The sequence below is a fragment of the Sphingobacterium psychroaquaticum genome (assembly GCF_900177625.1).
GTDB lineage: Bacteria > Bacteroidota > Bacteroidia > Sphingobacteriales > Sphingobacteriaceae > Sphingobacterium > Sphingobacterium psychroaquaticum.
This window is the reverse complement of sequence record NZ_FXAU01000008.1, coordinates 12,390-31,543: the sequence shown is the minus strand read 5'-3', so window position 1 is coordinate 31,543 and position 19,154 is coordinate 12,390. Positions and strand designations below refer to the sequence as shown.

Genomic DNA, 19,154 nt, shown 5'->3' with positions numbered 1-19,154 from the left:
AAAAAGTGCTTATTCATACTTCAAGATCTCTTCTATTTGTTTAATTTTTTCATGCAGAACTTCTTTAGAGAAAGGCTTTAGTCCGGACATGGAATTTTCTTGAATTTCTTTCCATATTTTTTCATCAGTATATAACGAGATGGTTTTTTTTGCAAAATCCTCTGGATTTTCAGCGACAAGGATATGTCTGCCATCTACTAAGTGCATGCCTTCCGCACCTATGCTGCTTGAAACAACAGGGAGGTGGTATTCCAATGCTTGGCCAATTTTTCCTTTAACGCCTGCCCCATATCTTAGCGGGGCGACCATAACCCTATGTTTTAAGAAGTATGAACTAACTTCAGGAACAAAACCATGGAAAATTACATTTGAAATTGATTTTCTATCTTCCGAGAAACATTGCGCAACATTGCCTACAATATGTAGTTTAATCGTATTATCTGTTTTCCAAATAATAGGCATTATTTCATCAATCATGTAGTTGATAGCATCAATATTTGGGGTGTGTCTAGAGCCTATAAAAAGTAAACCTGTTCGATCTTCAAATTTAGGCGTTTCTTGCACGTTTACTTTCGGGTAATGTACATTCGATATAACCAGCATCTTTTCCTCAGGAGAAAAGGATTGCATATATTGTTTTTCTTGATCAGAAATAGGAATGACTATATCAGCCAGGAGCGATGCTCTTGTCTCTATTTCAAGATAGGTTTCATAAGCCTGCTGGATGCCTAGGTCCCTAGGAAATAATTCGAGTTCTCTTTTGTATCGGAGATGATGTATATCTACCATATCAAAAATCAAACTAAATGTTTTGAAAATTTTTCTTGCTGTTTCGTAAAATCGATTGAAGGTTGTCGCTGAATGCATCCAAATTATTGGATTAACATAATTTACTGTCTTAAAATAGTCAGATATGTTGGAATGTCTTCGATTTATGTAGAGAACGGCTATTCCTAACTTTTGAAAATATGCGTTGTATGCGTTATAAATCGTGTTGTCTAAAGTAACCAACGTGACATGATAATTCAGCTCTTTATAAGCCTTAATTATTTCCGTCAATCGGAGCTCTCCTGAATTGTTGTCATATTGAGGCACTTGATCATTAAAAAAGATCATTGGTCGACCATCGTAAAAATCTAAAATTCGATGATGAATTGATGTAGACTTGATAGCCTCGATTTGTCTCTTCCATTTTTGCTTGAAAAGTTCCAAGTTCTTGCTAAACGATTTATTTCTTACGGAATGGGAGACGTTTTCATTAGAAGTATTTTTTGTGTAGCACACGACTTTTGAAAAAGGAGTGTAATAAGTGCTTCTACCCTGGTTATACTTTAATCTAAAACATAAATCGGCGTCAGCAAAAGAGGATAGTGAAAATGCATCATCTAGTAGATTGAGATCGCCATGAATATCCTTCTTTTTAAAGAGAAGGCTGTGCGCCGAGCAATAATCGACTTTATACGTGTAATTGACTTGTGGAAAATAAGATTTTACACCTTTTATTGGTGTTATTTTAGCATTCTTTAGCACCGCTGTACCTGCAGCGTATAGTTTCCCTGTGCTGTCAAGTAGCATAGAACCCACCGCACCGACATCGTTGTTTGTCTCGAAGACATGTAGTAATTCGTCTAAAAAACCTTCACGTACTATAGTGGAGGAGTTAAGTAGGTAAATGTATTCGCCTCGTGCCTGATGAATGCCTTGGTTTGTGGCTTGAACAAAATCATGAAGAGCTGGATTTTGAATGAGTGTAACGCCGGTTATATTGGTGAAATCAACAGCTTCTGAACTGTTGATGTCAATTAATAATATTTCGAAGGTATTTTTTGGGAGATTTTTTAAAATAGATTGTAAACATTTTCGCGTATACATTTCACTATTATGAAATGAAATTAGAATAGAGACCAAAGGTTCTTCAACAGAAGGAAAATGTATAGGATTTCGTTCGGTATTTGGTTCAGAAACCTGAAAAGAGTGGGCTTTATCTAATTCGGCAATTTGCTTATTTCTTCTTAAAAATGCACTTATTACTCCCATGAGTCTTTATTTATTACGATTCTCTAAGCTTGTTGTATTTTTTGAACGGTTGGATTTGTAATTCCCTTTTTCTCATTTTGACATTGATAATGATATAAAAATGGATGATAATTAAGGTAAATCCAACAAGCTCATTTAAACTACGTAAATATAGGAATATATACCCTTTAGTTATAACAAATTGATGATAACATAACGCACGATTTGATTCATGATAATATCTGTTATTGCTTTAAATTGTTGTACTCACCGCAGTATTTTATCCTTCGAGGTATTGCTTATTTCGAGGACAAATATTGTTTTAAGAGCTAAAAGCGGTTTTTAAATCGTAGACATTTTTTCTCGATCAAATGCCATGAAATGTAGGAGAGAATATAGGTCACTATTAGACTGTAGAGCGTAAGGAGGTAAGGGTTCAGGTCTAAATAATTCATAAACAACTGCTGAATAAGGAAACCATAAATATAGATTCCATAGGATAGGTCTCCTATTTTTGAAGGAATGTAATTTAGGGTTGCACTATAGGAAAGACCAATTAGAATGATTAATGTGGGGGTTAATATGATTGAAAAATAGTTATACACTCGGAACTGTATGGTTACTATTATTAAAAAAAATATGACTAATTTAATAGACAATCTATTTAATGCCTTGATGTCAATGATACGTAGTATACTTCCGGCAAGGAACAAGCTTGCTAAACGGTATAGTTGGGAGGTGTCGAGATGAATTTCACTAAAAAAAGTCTTTAGCATCGCGGTGTTAAATTGTCCATATACGGCAAGTAGATAAGCAGAAATTAAAAAGGTTAGAAGAATCTTTTTGTTTTCTTTGAATTTATATGCTAATAGTAGGATGATATACATTGTAAATTCATACGATAAAGACCATAAACTTCCATTTATTGCACTCGGATAGGGATTATTTTCAAATACATGAGGGATACTGTATCTTACTTTGTATAGTGTCATGTTATCGAAAAAATATTTGTAAAAATCTTTTTCTCTAAAGATATTGTTTCCTGTATAGACGATACTGATAACGATACAAGAGAAGATTAACATGAAAAATAAAGCCGGGAAAAGTCTTAAACAGCGTTTCCATAGGTAGTTCTTTATTGACTTGCTTTGTTTTAAACTGCTGATAATTAAGAATCCACTTATAATAAAAAAAACGTCTACTGCTAACCCGCCAAAACTCAACTGTCCATAGCTATACTTACTAAGTATTTCTGGACTCGTGTCGGTCAACGCGAATGCATGAGAAAACACGACTAAACTAGCAAAAAGGAGTCTTAGGAAATCAAAGTTATTAGCTCGGTTATCTGGTTTTATTGTATTCATTATATTATATTGTCCTGTCTGAGTGGGTAAAATGTCTATGTCTTTAAAAAGACCATCCAATTATGGTTAAATAAAAAGTGCTATACTATACCTTTGTGCTAAATAATTAATGGGCGAAGGTACAAAATTGTAATTAGCGTACAACAAATTTGTACGTGCTGAAATTTTAATATTAAAGATGTCAAAAAAAATTCTGTTAGCTTCAACTGATAGTTTTAAACTGTATGAGCTTATTGTTCGTAATCTTGAGTTTTTGGGTTACGAAGTTGTGCATATTCAAGATGCCGGTTACCCCTTTAGGTACAGCTCTATTTTTGAAAGAATCGAAAATATAGCACGAAAAATTTTTTTAGGAGATAAGAAGTTTAAACGTCAGCTTCGTGAAAAATTCTTACAGAATAAACAGAAGGAGATTCTGGATCAGCATATGGCTTTTGAGTTTGCACTAGTTTTACGTGCAGACTTTTTTGATTTCGAAATAATTAAAACCATACGTAGTAAGACCAATTTGTTAATTGGTTTTCATTTTGATGGAGTCGGACGAGATATTAAAGTATTAGATTACGTTGAATTTTTTGATAAATTCTATGTCTTTGATCGAAATGATGTCATGAAATATAACGATATTAATCTCATGTATTCTACGAATTTTTATTTTGATTTTCCGGGACTTATTCCGAAGAAAAGTAAAGAGACGGAGGTTTATAATGTTTACTATGTGAGTACATATAATGAAAGTCGAGTAGACTTCTTGATTGCTGTTCATCGCGCATTAACAGAATTGTTTCAAAAGGTTAGATTTGTCGTTGTCTGTAATAAGCATATAACACAGACATTACCTCCCTATTTACATGAACACATGGAAATTGTTCATCAGCATGTTTCTTTTTATGATCAATTACAGCATGTTTCCAAGTCGGAGTTGATTTTAGATCTAGTGATCTCCAGTCACGTCGGCTTTTCATTTCGTATATTTGAAGGTCTTTGTTTTGAGAAGAAAGTAATCACCACAAATCCGACTGTACGCGAAGCGGATTTTTATGATGAACATAACTTTTTTATTCTCGAAAAGGACAATTTACACGAACTTCCCAATTTTCTTAAGCTTCCGTATAGAAGAATTGATAAAAGTATTGTTGCCAAGTATAGTTTTACTTCTTGGATTGACACAAAAATTAATAACATCTTAAGTCATGATTAAAGATAATATTTTGGTTAGCGTGATTATTCCAGCTTTTAATGTGGAAGAAACTATAGAAGAATGTTTAATCTCTGTTGCAAACCAAGCCTATAGCCATATTGAGGTTATCGTGATTGACGATGGTTCTTCTGATGCGACAACGAGTGTTGTGGAATCATTTATTTTAACTAATAAGTTTTTAAAATTCTCCATATTTATACAGGAGAATCAAGGACCTTCCAAAGCGAGAAATGTAGGTATTGAAAAGGCTAGAGGAGAGTTTGTTGTATTCATGGATGCTGATGACCGCGTCGATCCAAGTTATATAGTACGTTGTTTAGAAATGTTTAAAAGAAAGCCCTCGCTTAATCTAGTCTATTCAGGTATCCGAAATTTTGGAAGGGAAAACAATGCCTTTCTTTTCAATGCGTTTGAAATTTCTTCCTTTCTGCGGGCTAATGTTATTCCCATCTTCGCAATGGTACGTCGTGAACAAGTAATGGGAGTCGGCGGTTTTGATGAGTCTTTGAAAAATCATGAAGATTGGGAGTTATGGATTCGAATTATTCAAAAATTTGGTGCACATGTGTACCAAATACCCGAACATTTATATTTTTACCGAAAGAGAGAAGTTAGAAACTCCATCACCGATTTAAGCCAAGCAAGTCAAACTATTGAACAAAGCTTCTATTACATTTACAAGAAGCATTACGCATATTATTTATCCAATAAATTGGGAATACATCAACTCTTTTTGAAAGCAAAGTATCAAGAAAAGTATAATAATGTATGGTATCGTAAGCTATATTACCTATTGTTCCCTAATAAAAGAAAAGACTAATCTAGTTTTCAGGATTATGAAGTAAAATATTCATTTTTATTGAATATGGGGAGGGATATTAAAAACTGTCCGTATCCAATTTTTTAGGCTGTATTTTTGAACAATTTCTGTATCAAGGGTATGGTACTTCGTTGATAGAAAAGATTTTAATTCCTTTTGATTATCACCAGTCCAAATGAAGATATTGTTAGGGTGAAAGAAGTCATATTTCGATATATGCTTATTTGTCGTGATAAGTTTTTTTCCATAGCAAAGAGACTCAAAGACGCGGAAAGATAGTCCTACTTGGCTGGTGTTTTGTACATCAATTAAAAGGGTTGACTCTTTTACAGCTGCTAAATTTTCGGGATAATAGATGGATCGTGTAATAGATTTTAACCCAGACTTAGTGAGCCTTTTTATATGGTCTTTTTTTGCTGTCTTTAATGTGAAACTACAATCGAATTCGTAGTATTCAAGTTCTTTTTTGAGTGCGACAGCTTGTTGGAATCTATCCTCATCAAAACTACCTAATAAATAAGCGGTTTTACGTTCGGTATTAGCGCACACCTCTGGTTCTCCAATATAGAAGTTCGTGATCAATTTTAGTGATGAACCATATGTTAAGTCTCTGAAATCGTAAGTGAAGAAGTGGTCAAAGAGATTAATGTAATTCAAGACATGTGGAAATCGATTGAAGCTGTCCCATTGGTAGGCAACGGTTTTAGTGGCTTTATTTTTAACCTCTTGTATAAATTGTTGAGGATACATGTCGGGACGAATAAAAAGAGCAAAGTCTACATTTTGTAACCGTTCTAGCTTGGGGCTTAAAGATTGATATCTCTCCTTTAGTTTTACCGTTGTTTTGTAGTGTTTGTCACCAAGTATGATTTTGCGATAGCTGTTATAAATGCGATTTAATATGCTTTTATATTTGTAGTTCGCATCTTCAATTGGAAATCCAAATACCTCAAAACCAGATTTTTCTAGATGCACTTTTATGCAATCAAAGAATCCAAAATCTGACGGGGCACAAAGGATAAGGGTTTTTTGCTTTTCAGGAGCGCTCATTAAGAACAAAGATACAGATTGGTTTTATTAATGTTAGGCTTTGAAACCAGGTGCAAGGATGAGAGAGTCTCTATAACTACTCCAAATCCAAAACTGCCCTGCGCAATATTTGGGTACCACGCTCGTGGTCAACACTCTGATGTTGTAAAACGTATCTGAAGATCTACAATGCAACCTGTTAAAAATAAGTTTATTTCGAAAGTAGATTCTTTTTATTTTTTGCTTCTTAGCTGCAGATTTGATTGTTTTTGACCCTAAGTGGTAACAAATTGCTTCTTTTATAAAATAAGATTTCCAACCACATTTCATGGCTCTGAAGCTTAAATCGTCATCCTCAAAATAATAGGGACTGAAAATAGTGTTAAAGCCACCAAGCTCTTTTAATTTTCTTGTATCGTACAATGTGTTTGCACCAGATACAAAGTGGGTTTCATTATTCTGATGGTTCGCATATTTCTGGATTGAAAAAAGCCCCTGTCTATAAAGTACACCCGTCGTTTGCGGCTTAACACTTCCGTCAATAGCTTGGCCCATCACAGCAAAGGTTTGCGCATCGACAAAATTATCTAAACAAGTCTTGATATAGGAAGGAGTCAATTGAATATCAGAATTGAGTAATAATAGTTTTTCGCCTCTAGCCGCCTCTATACCCAAGTTACACGTTTTAGAAAAACCAGAGTTTACCTCATTTTTTAAAAGTTTGATTTCAGGGTATTGTTGTTGTAAAAATTCTACGGAAGAGTCTGTTGAACAGTCATCCACGATAATAAATTCAAAATCCACTTTCGCATAAGCCAACGAAGCAAAAATTGATGGTAAGAATTGCTCCAGCAACTCTCGTCCATTATAGTTTGGAATTATGACCGTTATCATACACAAATCTAATTTTATTTTTTTTATTACAATATAAACGTTACAATATTTGTGTCTGCTACAGTTTTTTATTTATTATTTTCATAAATTTTGATTTCCTCTCTATTTCATGTCTATATTAGTTCCAAGCGTGTCACAATTTTTATGCCTATCTTTGAATAATTATTAACTTGCTTTAATGCATATTGTTTTGCTGTTGGTATTATTTCGTTTAAATGCCACACAGCCCTATTTAAGGGTATAAGAATGATTATTATTTTGTGTTAATGATAATCAAATTGCTAAATTAACAGACGATACAAATTTGAAATAATGAACTTTGAGTCGTTAATGTATTAGAAATTTGATCAATCTTGGTTAGGTCTAATGATTTATTGTTATAAAAATGCTTAGTGTAGTTGTTCCTTGTTTCAATCATGGTCGTTTTCTCGAATCTACCGTTCAATCTGTCCTGGATTCAACCTGGACCGACTTGGAAATTATTATTGTCGATGATGGTTCCAAAGATGATAGTCGTGAAGTAGGTGAAGCTTTGGCAGCTAGATATGGCAATGTTCACTATTTTTACCAGGAGAACGGGGGGCCATCACGTGCACGTAATCATGGAATTGAAAAAGCAAAAGGCACATACATTCTGCCTTTGGATGCGGATGATTTGATCAGTCCAAATTATTTGGAAGAGGCGATCGCGGTTTTAGAAAACAACCCGACGGTAAAGGTTGTATATGCGGAAGCCGAAAAATTTGGAGCTGTGACCAGACATTGGCACTTGAAACCATTTTCTTTACGTGCGTTGGCATTAGATAATATGATTTATGTGAGTGCTGTGTTTCGTAAAGCAGATTGGATTCGGATGGGCGGATACGCAACCGATCCCCGCTGTGTACGTGAAGATTGGGAGTTTTGGATCAAGTTGTTGAAAGATGGAGGGCAAGTTGTGAAATTACCCTTTGTTGGATTCTACTATAGAATACATACTGATTCACGACGCAAAAGTATGACCAAGGCAAAGAAAAGAGCTGAAATATCCTACCTAAACAGTCATCACGCTGAATTTTTTAAGAGAGAACTAAAAGGACCATTGCGTGTAAACCGGAGCTGGTCCCGGCCCTATAACATCGCATTAGGTATGCTCGGATTGTTGAAATAAGAAGCGGCGTCTACCGGTGGTAAATACCTGCATTCTTTTCCATGTCAATAGGAAGGGATCTAGCGATATGCTCTTTGTACTTCAAGCATAAGGGATGAAAGATATTACCAAAAACAGTCCACGGTAACGGATAATTCGGATTTCTGCCCGAAAGTAAATACTTGAAAAATAGAACAAGCTGATGCCCCATGTGCTTCGCTTTGATCTTTTTCTCTCGTGGATGTCGAGCCGGGTGCTCTTTTAGTTCCTTTTGATATGTATCAAAAAGAGACAGAAAGCCTTGATATAGCTCGCGCGAAAAAGGAGTATCTGGTCTTCCAATCCAAGTCGGAACACTGATTAAATTCAGGTAGTTGTCGGGCATGTATGCACCATTTGCATCAAAAACGGGCGCAGCTCCGTTCTCTGTTTCCGGGCGACCGATCATCCATATATTTTGGTCAGCAAAGTCGTTCCACGAGTCCGTGAAGGAAACTTTTGTCGCTTTAATATCATGCCAACCCCCGCCATAGTGCTGCAGGAGGTATGCACGAATATAATCGGAGCGATGTACAATGCTCAGCTGTTCAAAACATGGATGCAGTGGCGAATCATGGCGTACAAATTGGTGTAGATTATCTCGAGTCACCAATAATACAGGAACCCCAATATTGTCACATAGATACTCGAAACTTAAAGCTCTATTTTTGTTCATAGGCGCCCCTTCCCAATAACACCAGATAACAAAAGGTACATTGTGTTTTAAAATAACTTCTTGGAGGCTATGAACTAGAGGCATATCAAATTTTATCTCTTTTTTGCGTGAACTTTAACCAGTAGTACTTTAAGGGATTGGTATATTTAAGATGTTTCCAAGGTCTGCTACCATGTGGTTTATGTAGTACCGGAGTGTTCAGCAAAACATAATTCTCAAATCCTGATTCAATTGATTTCTCCGAAATAATAGTGTCGAACCAGTCTTTTTCACTATTTAATTCTGCGAAATCAAAAGTTTTAAGGAAGTCCAAAGAAAGTAAGGTACAACAAAAACTAAGACTTCGGGATGTTTTTATCACCGCTTCTTTTTCATTCTTAAACTTGAGATAAGGAAAATTAATCGTTCTTGTATCGTCAACGGTAATGGCTCCGACCATACCTGTTTTGGGAGATATGTAGCTTAAAAGAGATTTAAAAACATGGGGCTTTACCACCACATCCGACTCCACAATAATCAACGGAACACCAAGTTGTATAGCTTTTTTTTGCGCGTCGATTAATACAGTATGGTAGTTGGGAGATGGCGTATTTGTGAGCGCTGAAAGATGGATATAGTTGTAGCCTAATTTACTTTGCTCGGCAAATAGAGTTTGCGAAACGTCCTTGTCACTAAAATCATCATACACGAAATAAGAAACAGTAGACTCTGTTCTCTGAATAGCCTTTATCGTCTCTAATGTATTTTCTAGAGCGTTTTTTACGGGGGTTATGACTAATGCTTCTAACATAAAAAATTGTTGGAGCAAAGATAAGATTAATAAATCTTACTTTAATGCATTTAACAATAAGCTCGGAAACAAGCCAAGTAGAAGGATAATGCCAACCAGTATTAAGGCCAAGACAAAAAGGATTAAACTGCGTTGCTCATTATAAGAAATTTCTTGTTGAGATTCCCGCAAGAAGGCATACAATGGTATCTTAAAGTAGTAGAACAACGAGATCACAGATGTCAAGGCTCCCACAATAAGCAAGATCAACACAGCTATTTCTTCATTTTGTTGATAATCACTAAATACAGCTGAAAAGACGAGTAGCTTTCCTATAAAACCGATTGTAGGCGGAAGACCTATCAATGAAACTAGCGTAATTGTAAACGCCGTGAATAGAATAGGCAATTTCTTTCCTAGGCCTGTAAAGCTACTTATTTCAGTCGAGAGAGTTCGTTGCTCAATCTGATCGATAAATAAGAATGTTGCAAAATTCATGACGGTATACGCCACAAGGTAAAACAGTAAATAATCGGTATGCTCCTGGTATGCAAAGATAGCCATCAGTAAGAAGCCGGTATGACCGATGGCAGAATAAGCCATCATCCGTTTAAGATCTGTTTGTCGTAACGCCGCGAGATTACCAATAAGCATCGTCGCTATGGCAGCAATCGCCATAAACCAAATCATAAGATCTGAAAAATAAAAACCTGTTCCCGCCCACGCTTTATACAAACGGGCAAACAGAATAATAGCACCGATCTTAGGAACAGTGGAAATAAAAGCTGTTATAGCAGTAGGGGCGCCTTGGTATACATCGGGACTCCAAACATGAAATGGAGCAAAACTGAGTTTAAAACCAATACCAACAAAGACAAATAGCAGCGCTATGATAATGATTACTTCGGGTGCTTCGATTAAACCGCGAATATGTTGAGCCGAAGTGAAATCCAGATTTCCTGTTAATCCGTAAATCAAAGAAAGACCATACAGCATCACCGCTGCGCACACGGATCCGAATAAAGCATATTTCATGGTTGCTTCAGATTGCACCTTGTTCTGTGCAAAATAACCAACCAAAATGTAGGAACAGATGGAAACCATCTCAATGGCGATAAAAGCAACGAGCCAATTGGTGGTTACCGCTAGGAGGTGCATACCTATCGTTGCGCCGATGAGGATACTAAATATATCTCCATTATGTTTTGGGTGACGTTGCTGAATAAAAATAGCTGTACAGCTTGTTCCTACTAAGATCAGCATGCGAGCATAGATCGACATGTTGTCGATGACCAGCATCTCAAAGAAGCTGGTGCTTGGTGTGTTGAGCTGCGGTAAAAGGAAAGTAAAAGCTGCAGCGAAGCCAATTATACTGATCCAGAAGGTAATGTTTTTCCAGTACTTTTGAATAAACAGACTGGCGAAAATACAACATACAAAAGCTACCATTAGGCTTAACTCTGGCTTAAAGAAGGGTACCGAGTCAATAATATGATCTAATATGTTGTTGATATTCACAGGTTGTTGTTTTTAAATGTGTGGTGTTATCAGTTCGATCAGTCGCAATACAGATGCATTTAAGTTTGTAAAGACCAATGATGGCATAATTCCGAGTATTAAAGCTAATGCCAAAGTAGGAACGAGGATGAGCTGTTCACGTGACGTCACATCGACCAAGGCAACATTCCATTGATCTCCTCCTTTTAGTCTTGGTAATCCAAAAAACATACGTTGTAAGGTCCATAAAAAATAGGCAGCACTCAAGAGGATTCCAACGGATCCGGCTAAAGCCATCCATCGTGGTACCCCCGTGGCCATACTCTCCGCATTGAAGGCACCGATAATGACGAAAGCTTCCCCAATGAAGGCCGAAAAACCAGGTAGACCGAGCGAAGCAAAGAAGGCAATCGCAACAAAAGCAGTGTATTTTGGCATAATCGTAGCAAGTCCCCGGAAGTTATAGATGTATCGATCATGGACGCGGTCATACAAGACTCCCACTAAAAAGAATAAGGCAGCACTTAGAAAACCGTGCGAGATCATTTGAAAGAGTGCTCCCGATATACCTTCAGCCGTAAGAGAAGCAACACCTAACAACACAAAACCCATATGTGAAACCGATGAATAGGCGATCATGCGTTTTAAATCTTTTTGCGCTAAGGCATTGAAAGCGCCATACAGAATAGATATTACGCCGATCAATGCGATCCAATAGTTGGTCTCTGCAGCAATATCAGGAAAAATGCTGTAGCAGATTCGGATGATGCCGTAACCTCCAATTTTTAACAAGATACCGGCAAGAATAATGGATACGGGGGTCGGTGCTTCGACGTGTGCATCAGGTAACCAGGTATGAAGTGGAACGATGGGTACTTTGATAGCAAAGGCAAAGAAAAGGACAATAAAGCCAATCATGCGCGCTGGAATACCCAATACTTCGTGGTAGTTGGACAGATATCCAAAGAAAGAACCTTCGATATAATTTTTCGGGTTCATCATGTGCAAGATATTGAAGGTGTGAGCTCCTGTTTCCGGGTTGACGACCGAGAAGTAGAGTCCGACGATAATAAGCAACATAAAGACCGATCCAAACAAGGTATAGATAAAGAACTTAATGGCTGCATACTCGCGACGTTCACCTCCCCATATGCCAATAAGAAAATATAGGGGGAGGAGCATAACCTCATAAAAAACATAGAAAAGGAAAAAGTCGAGTGCAGAAAAAATCCCTATTACGGCAGTATTGAGCACCATAAGTAGAGCGAAATATCCTTTTAGGCTTTTTGAAATATTCCATGAAGCTCCAATTCCCATGAGCATAACCAGACTGCTTAGTACAATAAGTGGTAATGAAATACCATCAATTCCAATGAAATAATCTATTTCTAGTTTGCCAATTGATCCCAAATCCATACGGATCCAGGGAAGTTGTTCCACATATTGGTAAGCCGCAATTTCGTTAATGCCTCCAAGTTGTGGATTAAACTGGGTATACATATAGGCCGACAGGATGAATTGTATCGCCGTAAAGCCCAATGCAATGTATTTATAGGAGGCTCTAGCCGTGGTTGGCAATGCTAAGATGATTGCCGTAGCTAGGAGTGGTAAAAATATCAATATGGATAATAAGCCCATTTTTATTTAATTATCAAGTAAAGAATGCCCAGTACAACAATTGTTAATGCAAAACCTAAATAGCCTTGCAGTTGACCGTTTTGCACTTGGCGGACCAAATGACCAAGGTAATATGTAAATCGAGCGATGACGTTTACTAAACCATCGACAATGTTTTTATCGAACCAATCTGCTACTCGTGCAAGTTCGCGAACAACAGTTGCAAGTAATTTAGTGCATCCATCAACGATGTTTTTATCGAACCAGAATAAAACCGTACTCAGGTAAACTGTACCTTTTACAAACGTAAATGCATACAACTGATTGATGTATCCTTGCTCGCGGAAAAAGGTCATCCAGCGACCTTCAGTTGCAAAAGGGTATTTAGACTTTACATACCATTGCCAGCCGATGGCCCAGGTCACTAATGCGCCTAGGGTTAGCACGGATGGAATGATGATGTGTGCAATATCTACGGTTGCAAAACTTTTTTTCACGTGAAAAGCTTCCATAAGCCATGAGGCGTGGTAATCGAGCGGTTGCCAAGAGAATGCAAAGAACAAACTACAGCTACCCAAGAACAACATGGGGTAAAGCATCGTCGAGGGTGCATCGTGTACCTTAGCCGTATAATTGTATGGACCAAAAAAGGCCTTAAACAACAACCTTCCAATATAAAAGGCTGTCAGGATGCTTACGAAGATCAAGAATGTCGGAACAATGAAATATAAGCCTCCGTACTGACTGGCCCATTCAAAAGCCGATATCACAATACTGTCTTTCGAGAGGTATCCCGAAGTTAATGGGAATCCGGCTAAAGCCAATGAAGCAATAACCATTAAAACAAACGTCTTGGGCATATGATGCCTTAAACCGCCCATAGTGCGGAGATCCTGCGGGTCAAAGGTAGCGTTGGTTTGTTCTTTGAGATGTGTCATCTCGTGGATTACCGCTCCTGCACCAAGAAAGAGAAGACATTTGAAAAAAGCGTGCGTCGTCAGGTGAAACATCGCAGCGTCCCAAGCTCCAATACCGACAGCAACCATCATAAAGCCTAGTTGGGAGATGGTCGAGAAGGCAAGAATCTTTTTGATATCGTATTGCGGCAACGCAAAAAATGCTGCTAAGATCGCTGTAAGACAGCCGATAATTGTAATGACGGCCAGTACGGTTTCATTGAACAATGGAAATACGGTGCATAGCAGGAAAACTCCGGCAGCCACCATTGTTGCTGCGTGAATAAGGGATGATACGGATGTTGGTCCTTCCATCGCATCGGGAAGCCATACATGTAATGGGAATTGCGCCGATTTCGCCATTGCTCCTAAAAAGAACGCTAATCCAGCATAGGTAACCCATGTGGCATGAGTGTCCATCGTATAGATTAATCCTTCTTTTCCAAATAATTCCACCAAATCGATGCTCCCCAATTGGCTGTATAATAAAGCAATACCAACCAAGAAACCCAAGTCTCCAATTCTGTTTATTATAAAGGCTTTCTTGTTGGCTTGGACTGCACTGTCTTTGGTGAACCAAAATCCAATCAATAGATAGGATGCGAATCCTACCAATTCCCAAAAAATATACAATTGCAACAAGTTGATGGATACCGTTAAACCCAGCATAGCAAAGCAAAATAGGCTCAAGTACATCCAATAGCGGTGTATGCCCGGATCACTTTTCATATAAGCGCGCGAATAAATATGAACAGGGAGAGCCACAATGCAGACAACAAGCTGCATCAGGGTAGTTAAGTTGTTCAAGAGTATTCCCACATGGAAAGATTTTCCTCCAATGGTGAACCAATGTATACGTTCATACATTGGAATATGGTTCCATACCTCCATAAAAACGCCAACAAGACTGCATACCGTGCTCAGGATAATGGCAATCAAACCGATGTTACCGGATTGATCTTTCTTGCCAACAATAGCTTGCGTCAAGAAGGCTAGAAATGGCAGTAGCACCACAAGGATGCTGATATGAATGGGTGATATGTTTGTCAAAAATTCCAACTAGTCTTTTAATTCGTTTATCTTGGTTGGGTTAATTGTTTTATGTTGTCTATAGACGTTCAAAATAATAGCGAGACCAACGGCAACAGCCGCTGCGGCTAACACGATGGCGAATAACGCAAATATCTGACCCCCGTAATTGACTTTGTCATAGCGACCGAAAGCGACGAAATTCAGGATAGCTGCATTAATCATCAGTTCGATACCCACTAAAATCATAATACTGTTTCGTTTTGCCAATACGGCATATAGACCAATGCAAAAAATACAGGCACTGACGATAAGGAAATGTGTTAGTGTAATCATCGATTATCCTCCTTCCGTGAAAGGTGAGCCGCACCGATTAAGGCTACCATAAGAAAGATTGATATGACCTCAAATGGTAGTATATACTGTGTCATAAATTTAAAACCGAGGGCTTTAATGTTATTGTCTTGTGGCTGGATAACAGATCCTTTTGCTTCTGCGTCTACTATCCATTGTGGCATGTTACTATGCCATGCCTGTACGGCATAGAGCATTAGGCCAAAGAATGCCAAGGCCAGCATGGTGGCTTGCCAATTAGGCATGGAAATAAAACGTTTTGAGGTATTCTGTAGATCGTCCAACAGTTCTTTGTTGGAGAGCATAAAAGCAAATATTAAAAGAATGAGTACGCCCCCTACATACACTAAGATCTGTGTAATGGCGACAAAATCAGCTAGTGCAAATAGATATAGAGCGGCCATCGCGAATAGCACGACAAATAATAAGAATAAGGCGCGTGCCGTATTCTTGATATTCACCAGGAGGAGTGCCGAGCCGATTGCCAAGAAGGCAAAAGCGTAAAAGATAATACTTTCAAGCATAATTATTTTTTCTTGGCCGCCTCCTTTTCAGCTTGAAAACGCGTCCATTCTTCTTTTCGTTGCGCTACCTCTGTATCACTCATCTCCGAAAAACCATAAATCAGATCCGTCAGCTTTTGTGTGCTGCGGTCATATTGGTTGGTCATGGTGATACACTCTGTCGGACAAACGACTGTACACAGCCCGCAGTACATACACTTGGCCATGTCGATGTCGAATTGTGCGGCGTATAGACGTTTAACACTTCCGTCCGAGGTTTTTCCTATTGCTTCAGGCGATTTTACGGCTTCGATTGCAATACAGTCTACCGGACAGGCTTTTGCGCAGAGGTCACAAACAATGCAATCATCAATTTCAACGTCCAGTTGGTAGCGTGCTACTTCAGGGATAGGCATTTTTTCTTTTGGATATTTTACCGTCGTTACACCCGCTTGCTGTTCAAAATAGTTTTCCTTTCGGATATCCAATTCTGTACGTGACTTTCGAGCACCAAAGAGGTGTCGCACCGTGAGTGTTAAACCTTTCACGGCGGTCAAAAATCCTTGTATAGTTGTGCGTAGTACCAAATCTTAAACAATTACGAATATACGCCATAAACCAGAAATAGCGATGCATACAAAGGCGATAGGAATCAGTATCTTCCAACACAGAGTCATCAGTTGATCGGCGCGGAAACGTGGAAGTGTCCAGCGAATCCACATCTGTATCGCTACGATTAATAGCGATTTGGTCAACGTCCAAAATATACCCCAGACCAAGCCTGAGGTCCAATCTGCCAGGCGTAGCTGCCCCATATTAGGAAGGGGCGAATTCCATGCCCCCAAGAAGATTACCACACCGAGCAATGCGACCAAGAACATCATGGCGTATTCTGCCAGAAACAAAAAGGCAAATTTTATACCTCCATACTCCGTATGGAAGCCACCAATTAATTCCGATTCTGCTTCCGGAATATCAAACGGTGCCCGATTACATTCAGCTAATGATGCAATGAAGAAGATGACATAAACCACCAACAGGTGTGGTGCCTGGAAAATATGCCACGCTAGAAAACCACCGATATCGGTTACATCCCAGAACCCCATAAAATAGATCGTCTCCGGTGAGGATACACCTTGAAGATAAGCGATTTCGTTGAGGTTTAATGTTTGGGTAATCATGACGGCAGCAATAAGCGATAACCCGACTGGTATTTCGTAGGAAACCATCTGTGCTATAGCACGGATGGAACCGAGTAGCGAGTACTTATTGTTAGATCCCCATCCTGCCATAAGTATTCCGATAGCATCGATGGAAACGACAGCCATTAAGAAGAATAACCCCGTGTGTGTGTTGCTGGGCATGAAGTCCGCTGCCCACGGAACAACCGAAAAGCCAATGAAAACAGCTGTGAAGATTAAGATAGGAGCGAAGGCGAACATCACTTTGTCCGCAGCAGAAGGGGTAATAAACTCTTTTTGGAGAAGCTTCAAAATATCGGCTATTGTTTGTATCAAGCCATATTTTCCCGTTTCCATTGGTCCTAGACGATCCTGTACAAAACCGGCTATTTTACGCTCTGCATAAACAGCAAATAGCGTAAAACCTGCAATAAAACCAAATATTGCAATCGGTGTAAGGATATGGATGATCATTCGGTCAATTCTTTTTTAGAATAATTCTTAATTACACCGCAAACATACGGAAAACGAATCAAAACCCCATGGTTTTTGTAAATATACTAACTTAATAGATTTTATTTTTTTATTGAATTGAAACAATTGAATTCTATCGGTGTTATTGCTTTGTATGTAACATTGTTGTATATTGTACTGTATAAATTAATATTATTTCTTATGAGAAAAATGAATTTTGGCGCTCTGGTAGCAATGGTTTTATTGTCTGCTGGTTGTGCAACAAACAAACCTACGGTACCGGCTCCAGGTAAGGATCAGGTGAATATTGTTGGCAAAAAATGGCAACTTATTGAACTGAATGGCAAGGCTGTTCCGGCGACGATCAATGGTAAGACACCTTACTTGGAGCTTAATGCTTCAGGAGGGCGCTATGAAGCGAGTGGTGGATGTAATGGTATGGGGGGCGAGTATACATTGGCGGCCGGCAATCGTGTGAAATTTACGCGTGGGATGTCAACGATGATGGCCTGTCCGGATATGAGCGCCGAACAAGGCTTAGGAAGGTTGTTTGAAACGGCCGATAATTATGCAGTAAGCGGAAATATTTTGTCATTTAGTAAAGCTAAAATGGCGCCAATAGCAAAATTTAAACTTATGGAAGATCAATCAGCAAGCCTAACGGGAACATGGGAGTTGGATTATATTTCAGGACCACGTATCGCTTTCGATGGTTTGTACCCAGGTAAAAAACCAACCTTGATTTTTGAAGCAGGTGAGAAGCGTGTTAAGGGAAACGGTAGTTGTAATAACTTTACATCTCAAGTCGATATCAGTGGTGCTTCCATTAAATTTGGCCCGGTAGCGGGTACAAAGATGGCTTGCGAAGGGCAGGGAGAGCCTTTGTTTTTCCAGACTTTAGAGAAGGTGACATCATTTGGTGTGAGCGGTAATACGTTGAATCTCGTGATGGGAGATATTGCGGTGATGCGTTTTAAGAAAAAGTAAATAGGGAACTCCCAATAAAAAAAACCGGATTGGTAATACCAATCCGGTTTTTTTATTAATATGCTTTTTTATTGAACCCAATCAGCGTCGGTAAGAGAAATCTTAAAAACCGCTTTAGCAGGTACATCTACAGGAAAGCCATCAAAAATCGGATCTTGCGCATAGATTCTTACAGACTGCGTCGCGTAATCATAGTTATACGATATTCCATCGATCGTAGCAGGAAGTGCATTGTATGTTTTTTCACCATCAAAGCTTATGGCTATATTAACGACACCTTGTTTTACATAATAATTTGTAAGCTCTGGAACATTTAAATCAAGGTAAGCGCTTTGAGGGTCCTTCGTATTCCAGTCTTTTGCTTCACGTGTGTAAATTACGGAGATACTTGGCACCATTTCATAATACTCCTTTGTACAGCTGCTCAATGTTCCCAATGTAGCTGTACCAATTAATAAGGCTAATAGAATTTTTTTCATCGCTATCGTGTTTAAGGTTTTATCAATTTTTTTGTACTTCAATTTTTATTAAAAATCCGCTCTATATTTCAATAGGACGTTAAAAAATGTTAATCGTTTAATCTCTCCTACAAAAAATAAGCCATAAAAGAGCGTTTTGT

The 19,154-nt window shown here is 38.2% G+C and carries 18 protein-coding genes; 4 read left to right on the top strand and 14 right to left on the bottom strand.

Features of this window, described 5'->3' with window-relative positions:
* Window positions 1-9: 9 nt before the first annotated feature.
* A complete protein-coding gene (locus B9Y69_RS17240; RefSeq protein ID WP_085474240.1) occupies window positions 10-2,037 on the bottom strand; it encodes a glycosyltransferase in 2,028 nt (675 codons plus the stop codon).
* A gap of 308 nt (window positions 2,038-2,345) precedes the next feature.
* Window positions 2,346-3,380, bottom strand: coding sequence for an acyltransferase family protein (locus tag B9Y69_RS17235; RefSeq protein ID WP_144036618.1), 1,035 nt, complete (start codon window positions 3,378-3,380; stop codon window positions 2,346-2,348).
* Between the two features lie 178 nt (window positions 3,381-3,558).
* Between B9Y69_RS17235 and B9Y69_RS17230 the strand changes: the two genes are divergently transcribed.
* Window positions 3,559-4,581 (top strand): WaaS/CpsH family glycosyltransferase, encoded by a 1,023-nt coding sequence (locus B9Y69_RS17230; protein WP_085474238.1) that lies wholly within the window; start codon window positions 3,559-3,561, stop codon window positions 4,579-4,581.
* The gene (locus tag B9Y69_RS17225) at window positions 4,574-5,401 is read left to right on the top strand and encodes a glycosyltransferase family 2 protein (protein WP_085474237.1); all 828 of its coding nucleotides are present in this window, start codon (window positions 4,574-4,576) and stop codon (window positions 5,399-5,401) included. The genes B9Y69_RS17230 and B9Y69_RS17225 overlap by 8 nt, the downstream gene beginning before the upstream one ends.
* Window positions 5,402-5,437: 36 nt before the next feature.
* Here B9Y69_RS17225 and B9Y69_RS17220 read toward each other — a convergent pair whose 3' ends face one another.
* Window positions 5,438-6,451, bottom strand: coding sequence for a WaaS/CpsH family glycosyltransferase (locus tag B9Y69_RS17220; RefSeq protein ID WP_085474236.1), 1,014 nt, complete (start codon window positions 6,449-6,451; stop codon window positions 5,438-5,440).
* A gap of 33 nt (window positions 6,452-6,484) precedes the next feature.
* On the bottom strand, window positions 6,485-7,324 hold the full coding sequence (locus tag B9Y69_RS17215) for a glycosyltransferase family 2 protein (RefSeq protein ID WP_085474235.1): 840 nt from the start codon (window positions 7,322-7,324) through the stop codon (window positions 6,485-6,487).
* A gap of 385 nt (window positions 7,325-7,709) precedes the next feature.
* Here B9Y69_RS17215 and B9Y69_RS17210 point away from each other — a divergent pair, with 385 nt between their 5' ends.
* Entirely contained in the window at window positions 7,710-8,474 is a 765-nt protein-coding gene (locus B9Y69_RS17210) for a glycosyltransferase family 2 protein (RefSeq protein ID WP_085474234.1), read from the top strand.
* Between the two features lie 10 nt (window positions 8,475-8,484).
* Here the strand turns inward: B9Y69_RS17210 and B9Y69_RS17205 are convergent, their stop codons facing one another.
* From B9Y69_RS17205 to B9Y69_RS17165, 9 genes are all read right to left on the bottom strand, one after another.
* A complete protein-coding gene (locus B9Y69_RS17205) occupies window positions 8,485-9,168 on the bottom strand; it encodes a capsular polysaccharide synthesis protein (RefSeq protein ID WP_159451881.1) in 684 nt (227 codons plus the stop codon).
* 85 nt (window positions 9,169-9,253) lie between these two features.
* Complete coding sequence (locus B9Y69_RS17200; RefSeq protein ID WP_085474232.1) at window positions 9,254-9,958, bottom strand: glycosyltransferase; 705 nt, start codon at window positions 9,956-9,958, stop codon at window positions 9,254-9,256.
* Window positions 9,959-9,994: 36 nt separating this feature from the next.
* A complete protein-coding gene (locus B9Y69_RS17195; protein ID WP_234991297.1) occupies window positions 9,995-11,455 on the bottom strand; it encodes an NADH-quinone oxidoreductase subunit N in 1,461 nt (486 codons plus the stop codon).
* Between the two features lie 12 nt (window positions 11,456-11,467).
* Window positions 11,468-13,072 (bottom strand): complex I subunit 4 family protein, encoded by a 1,605-nt coding sequence (locus tag B9Y69_RS17190; RefSeq protein WP_085474230.1) that lies wholly within the window; start codon window positions 13,070-13,072, stop codon window positions 11,468-11,470.
* A gap of 2 nt (window positions 13,073-13,074) precedes the next feature.
* A complete protein-coding gene (gene nuoL, locus B9Y69_RS17185; RefSeq protein WP_234991296.1) occupies window positions 13,075-15,057 on the bottom strand; it encodes an NADH-quinone oxidoreductase subunit L in 1,983 nt (660 codons plus the stop codon).
* Window positions 15,058-15,066: 9 nt separating this feature from the next.
* On the bottom strand, window positions 15,067-15,372 hold the full coding sequence (gene nuoK, locus B9Y69_RS17180; RefSeq protein ID WP_085474228.1) for an NADH-quinone oxidoreductase subunit NuoK: 306 nt from the start codon (window positions 15,370-15,372) through the stop codon (window positions 15,067-15,069).
* Window positions 15,369-15,914: an NADH-quinone oxidoreductase subunit J family protein gene (locus tag B9Y69_RS17175; RefSeq protein WP_234991295.1), complete on the bottom strand. Its 546-nt coding sequence runs from the start codon at window positions 15,912-15,914 to the stop codon at window positions 15,369-15,371. The genes nuoK and B9Y69_RS17175 overlap by 4 nt, the downstream gene beginning before the upstream one ends.
* Before the next feature lie 2 nt (window positions 15,915-15,916).
* The gene (locus tag B9Y69_RS17170) at window positions 15,917-16,441 is read right to left on the bottom strand and encodes a 4Fe-4S dicluster domain-containing protein (RefSeq protein WP_234991294.1); all 525 of its coding nucleotides are present in this window, start codon (window positions 16,439-16,441) and stop codon (window positions 15,917-15,919) included.
* Window positions 16,442-16,483: 42 nt separating this feature from the next.
* On the bottom strand, window positions 16,484-17,548 hold the full coding sequence (locus B9Y69_RS17165) for a complex I subunit 1/NuoH family protein (protein ID WP_085474225.1): 1,065 nt from the start codon (window positions 17,546-17,548) through the stop codon (window positions 16,484-16,486).
* Between the two features lie 201 nt (window positions 17,549-17,749).
* On the opposite strand from B9Y69_RS17165, the gene B9Y69_RS17160 reads away from it, so the two are divergent.
* Window positions 17,750-18,535, top strand: coding sequence for an META domain-containing protein (locus tag B9Y69_RS17160; RefSeq protein WP_085474438.1), 786 nt, complete (start codon window positions 17,750-17,752; stop codon window positions 18,533-18,535).
* 68 nt (window positions 18,536-18,603) lie between these two features.
* Here B9Y69_RS17160 and B9Y69_RS17155 read toward each other — a convergent pair whose 3' ends face one another.
* Window positions 18,604-19,014: a hypothetical protein gene (locus tag B9Y69_RS17155; protein ID WP_134433582.1), complete on the bottom strand. Its 411-nt coding sequence runs from the start codon at window positions 19,012-19,014 to the stop codon at window positions 18,604-18,606.
* Window positions 19,015-19,154 lie beyond the last annotated feature (140 nt).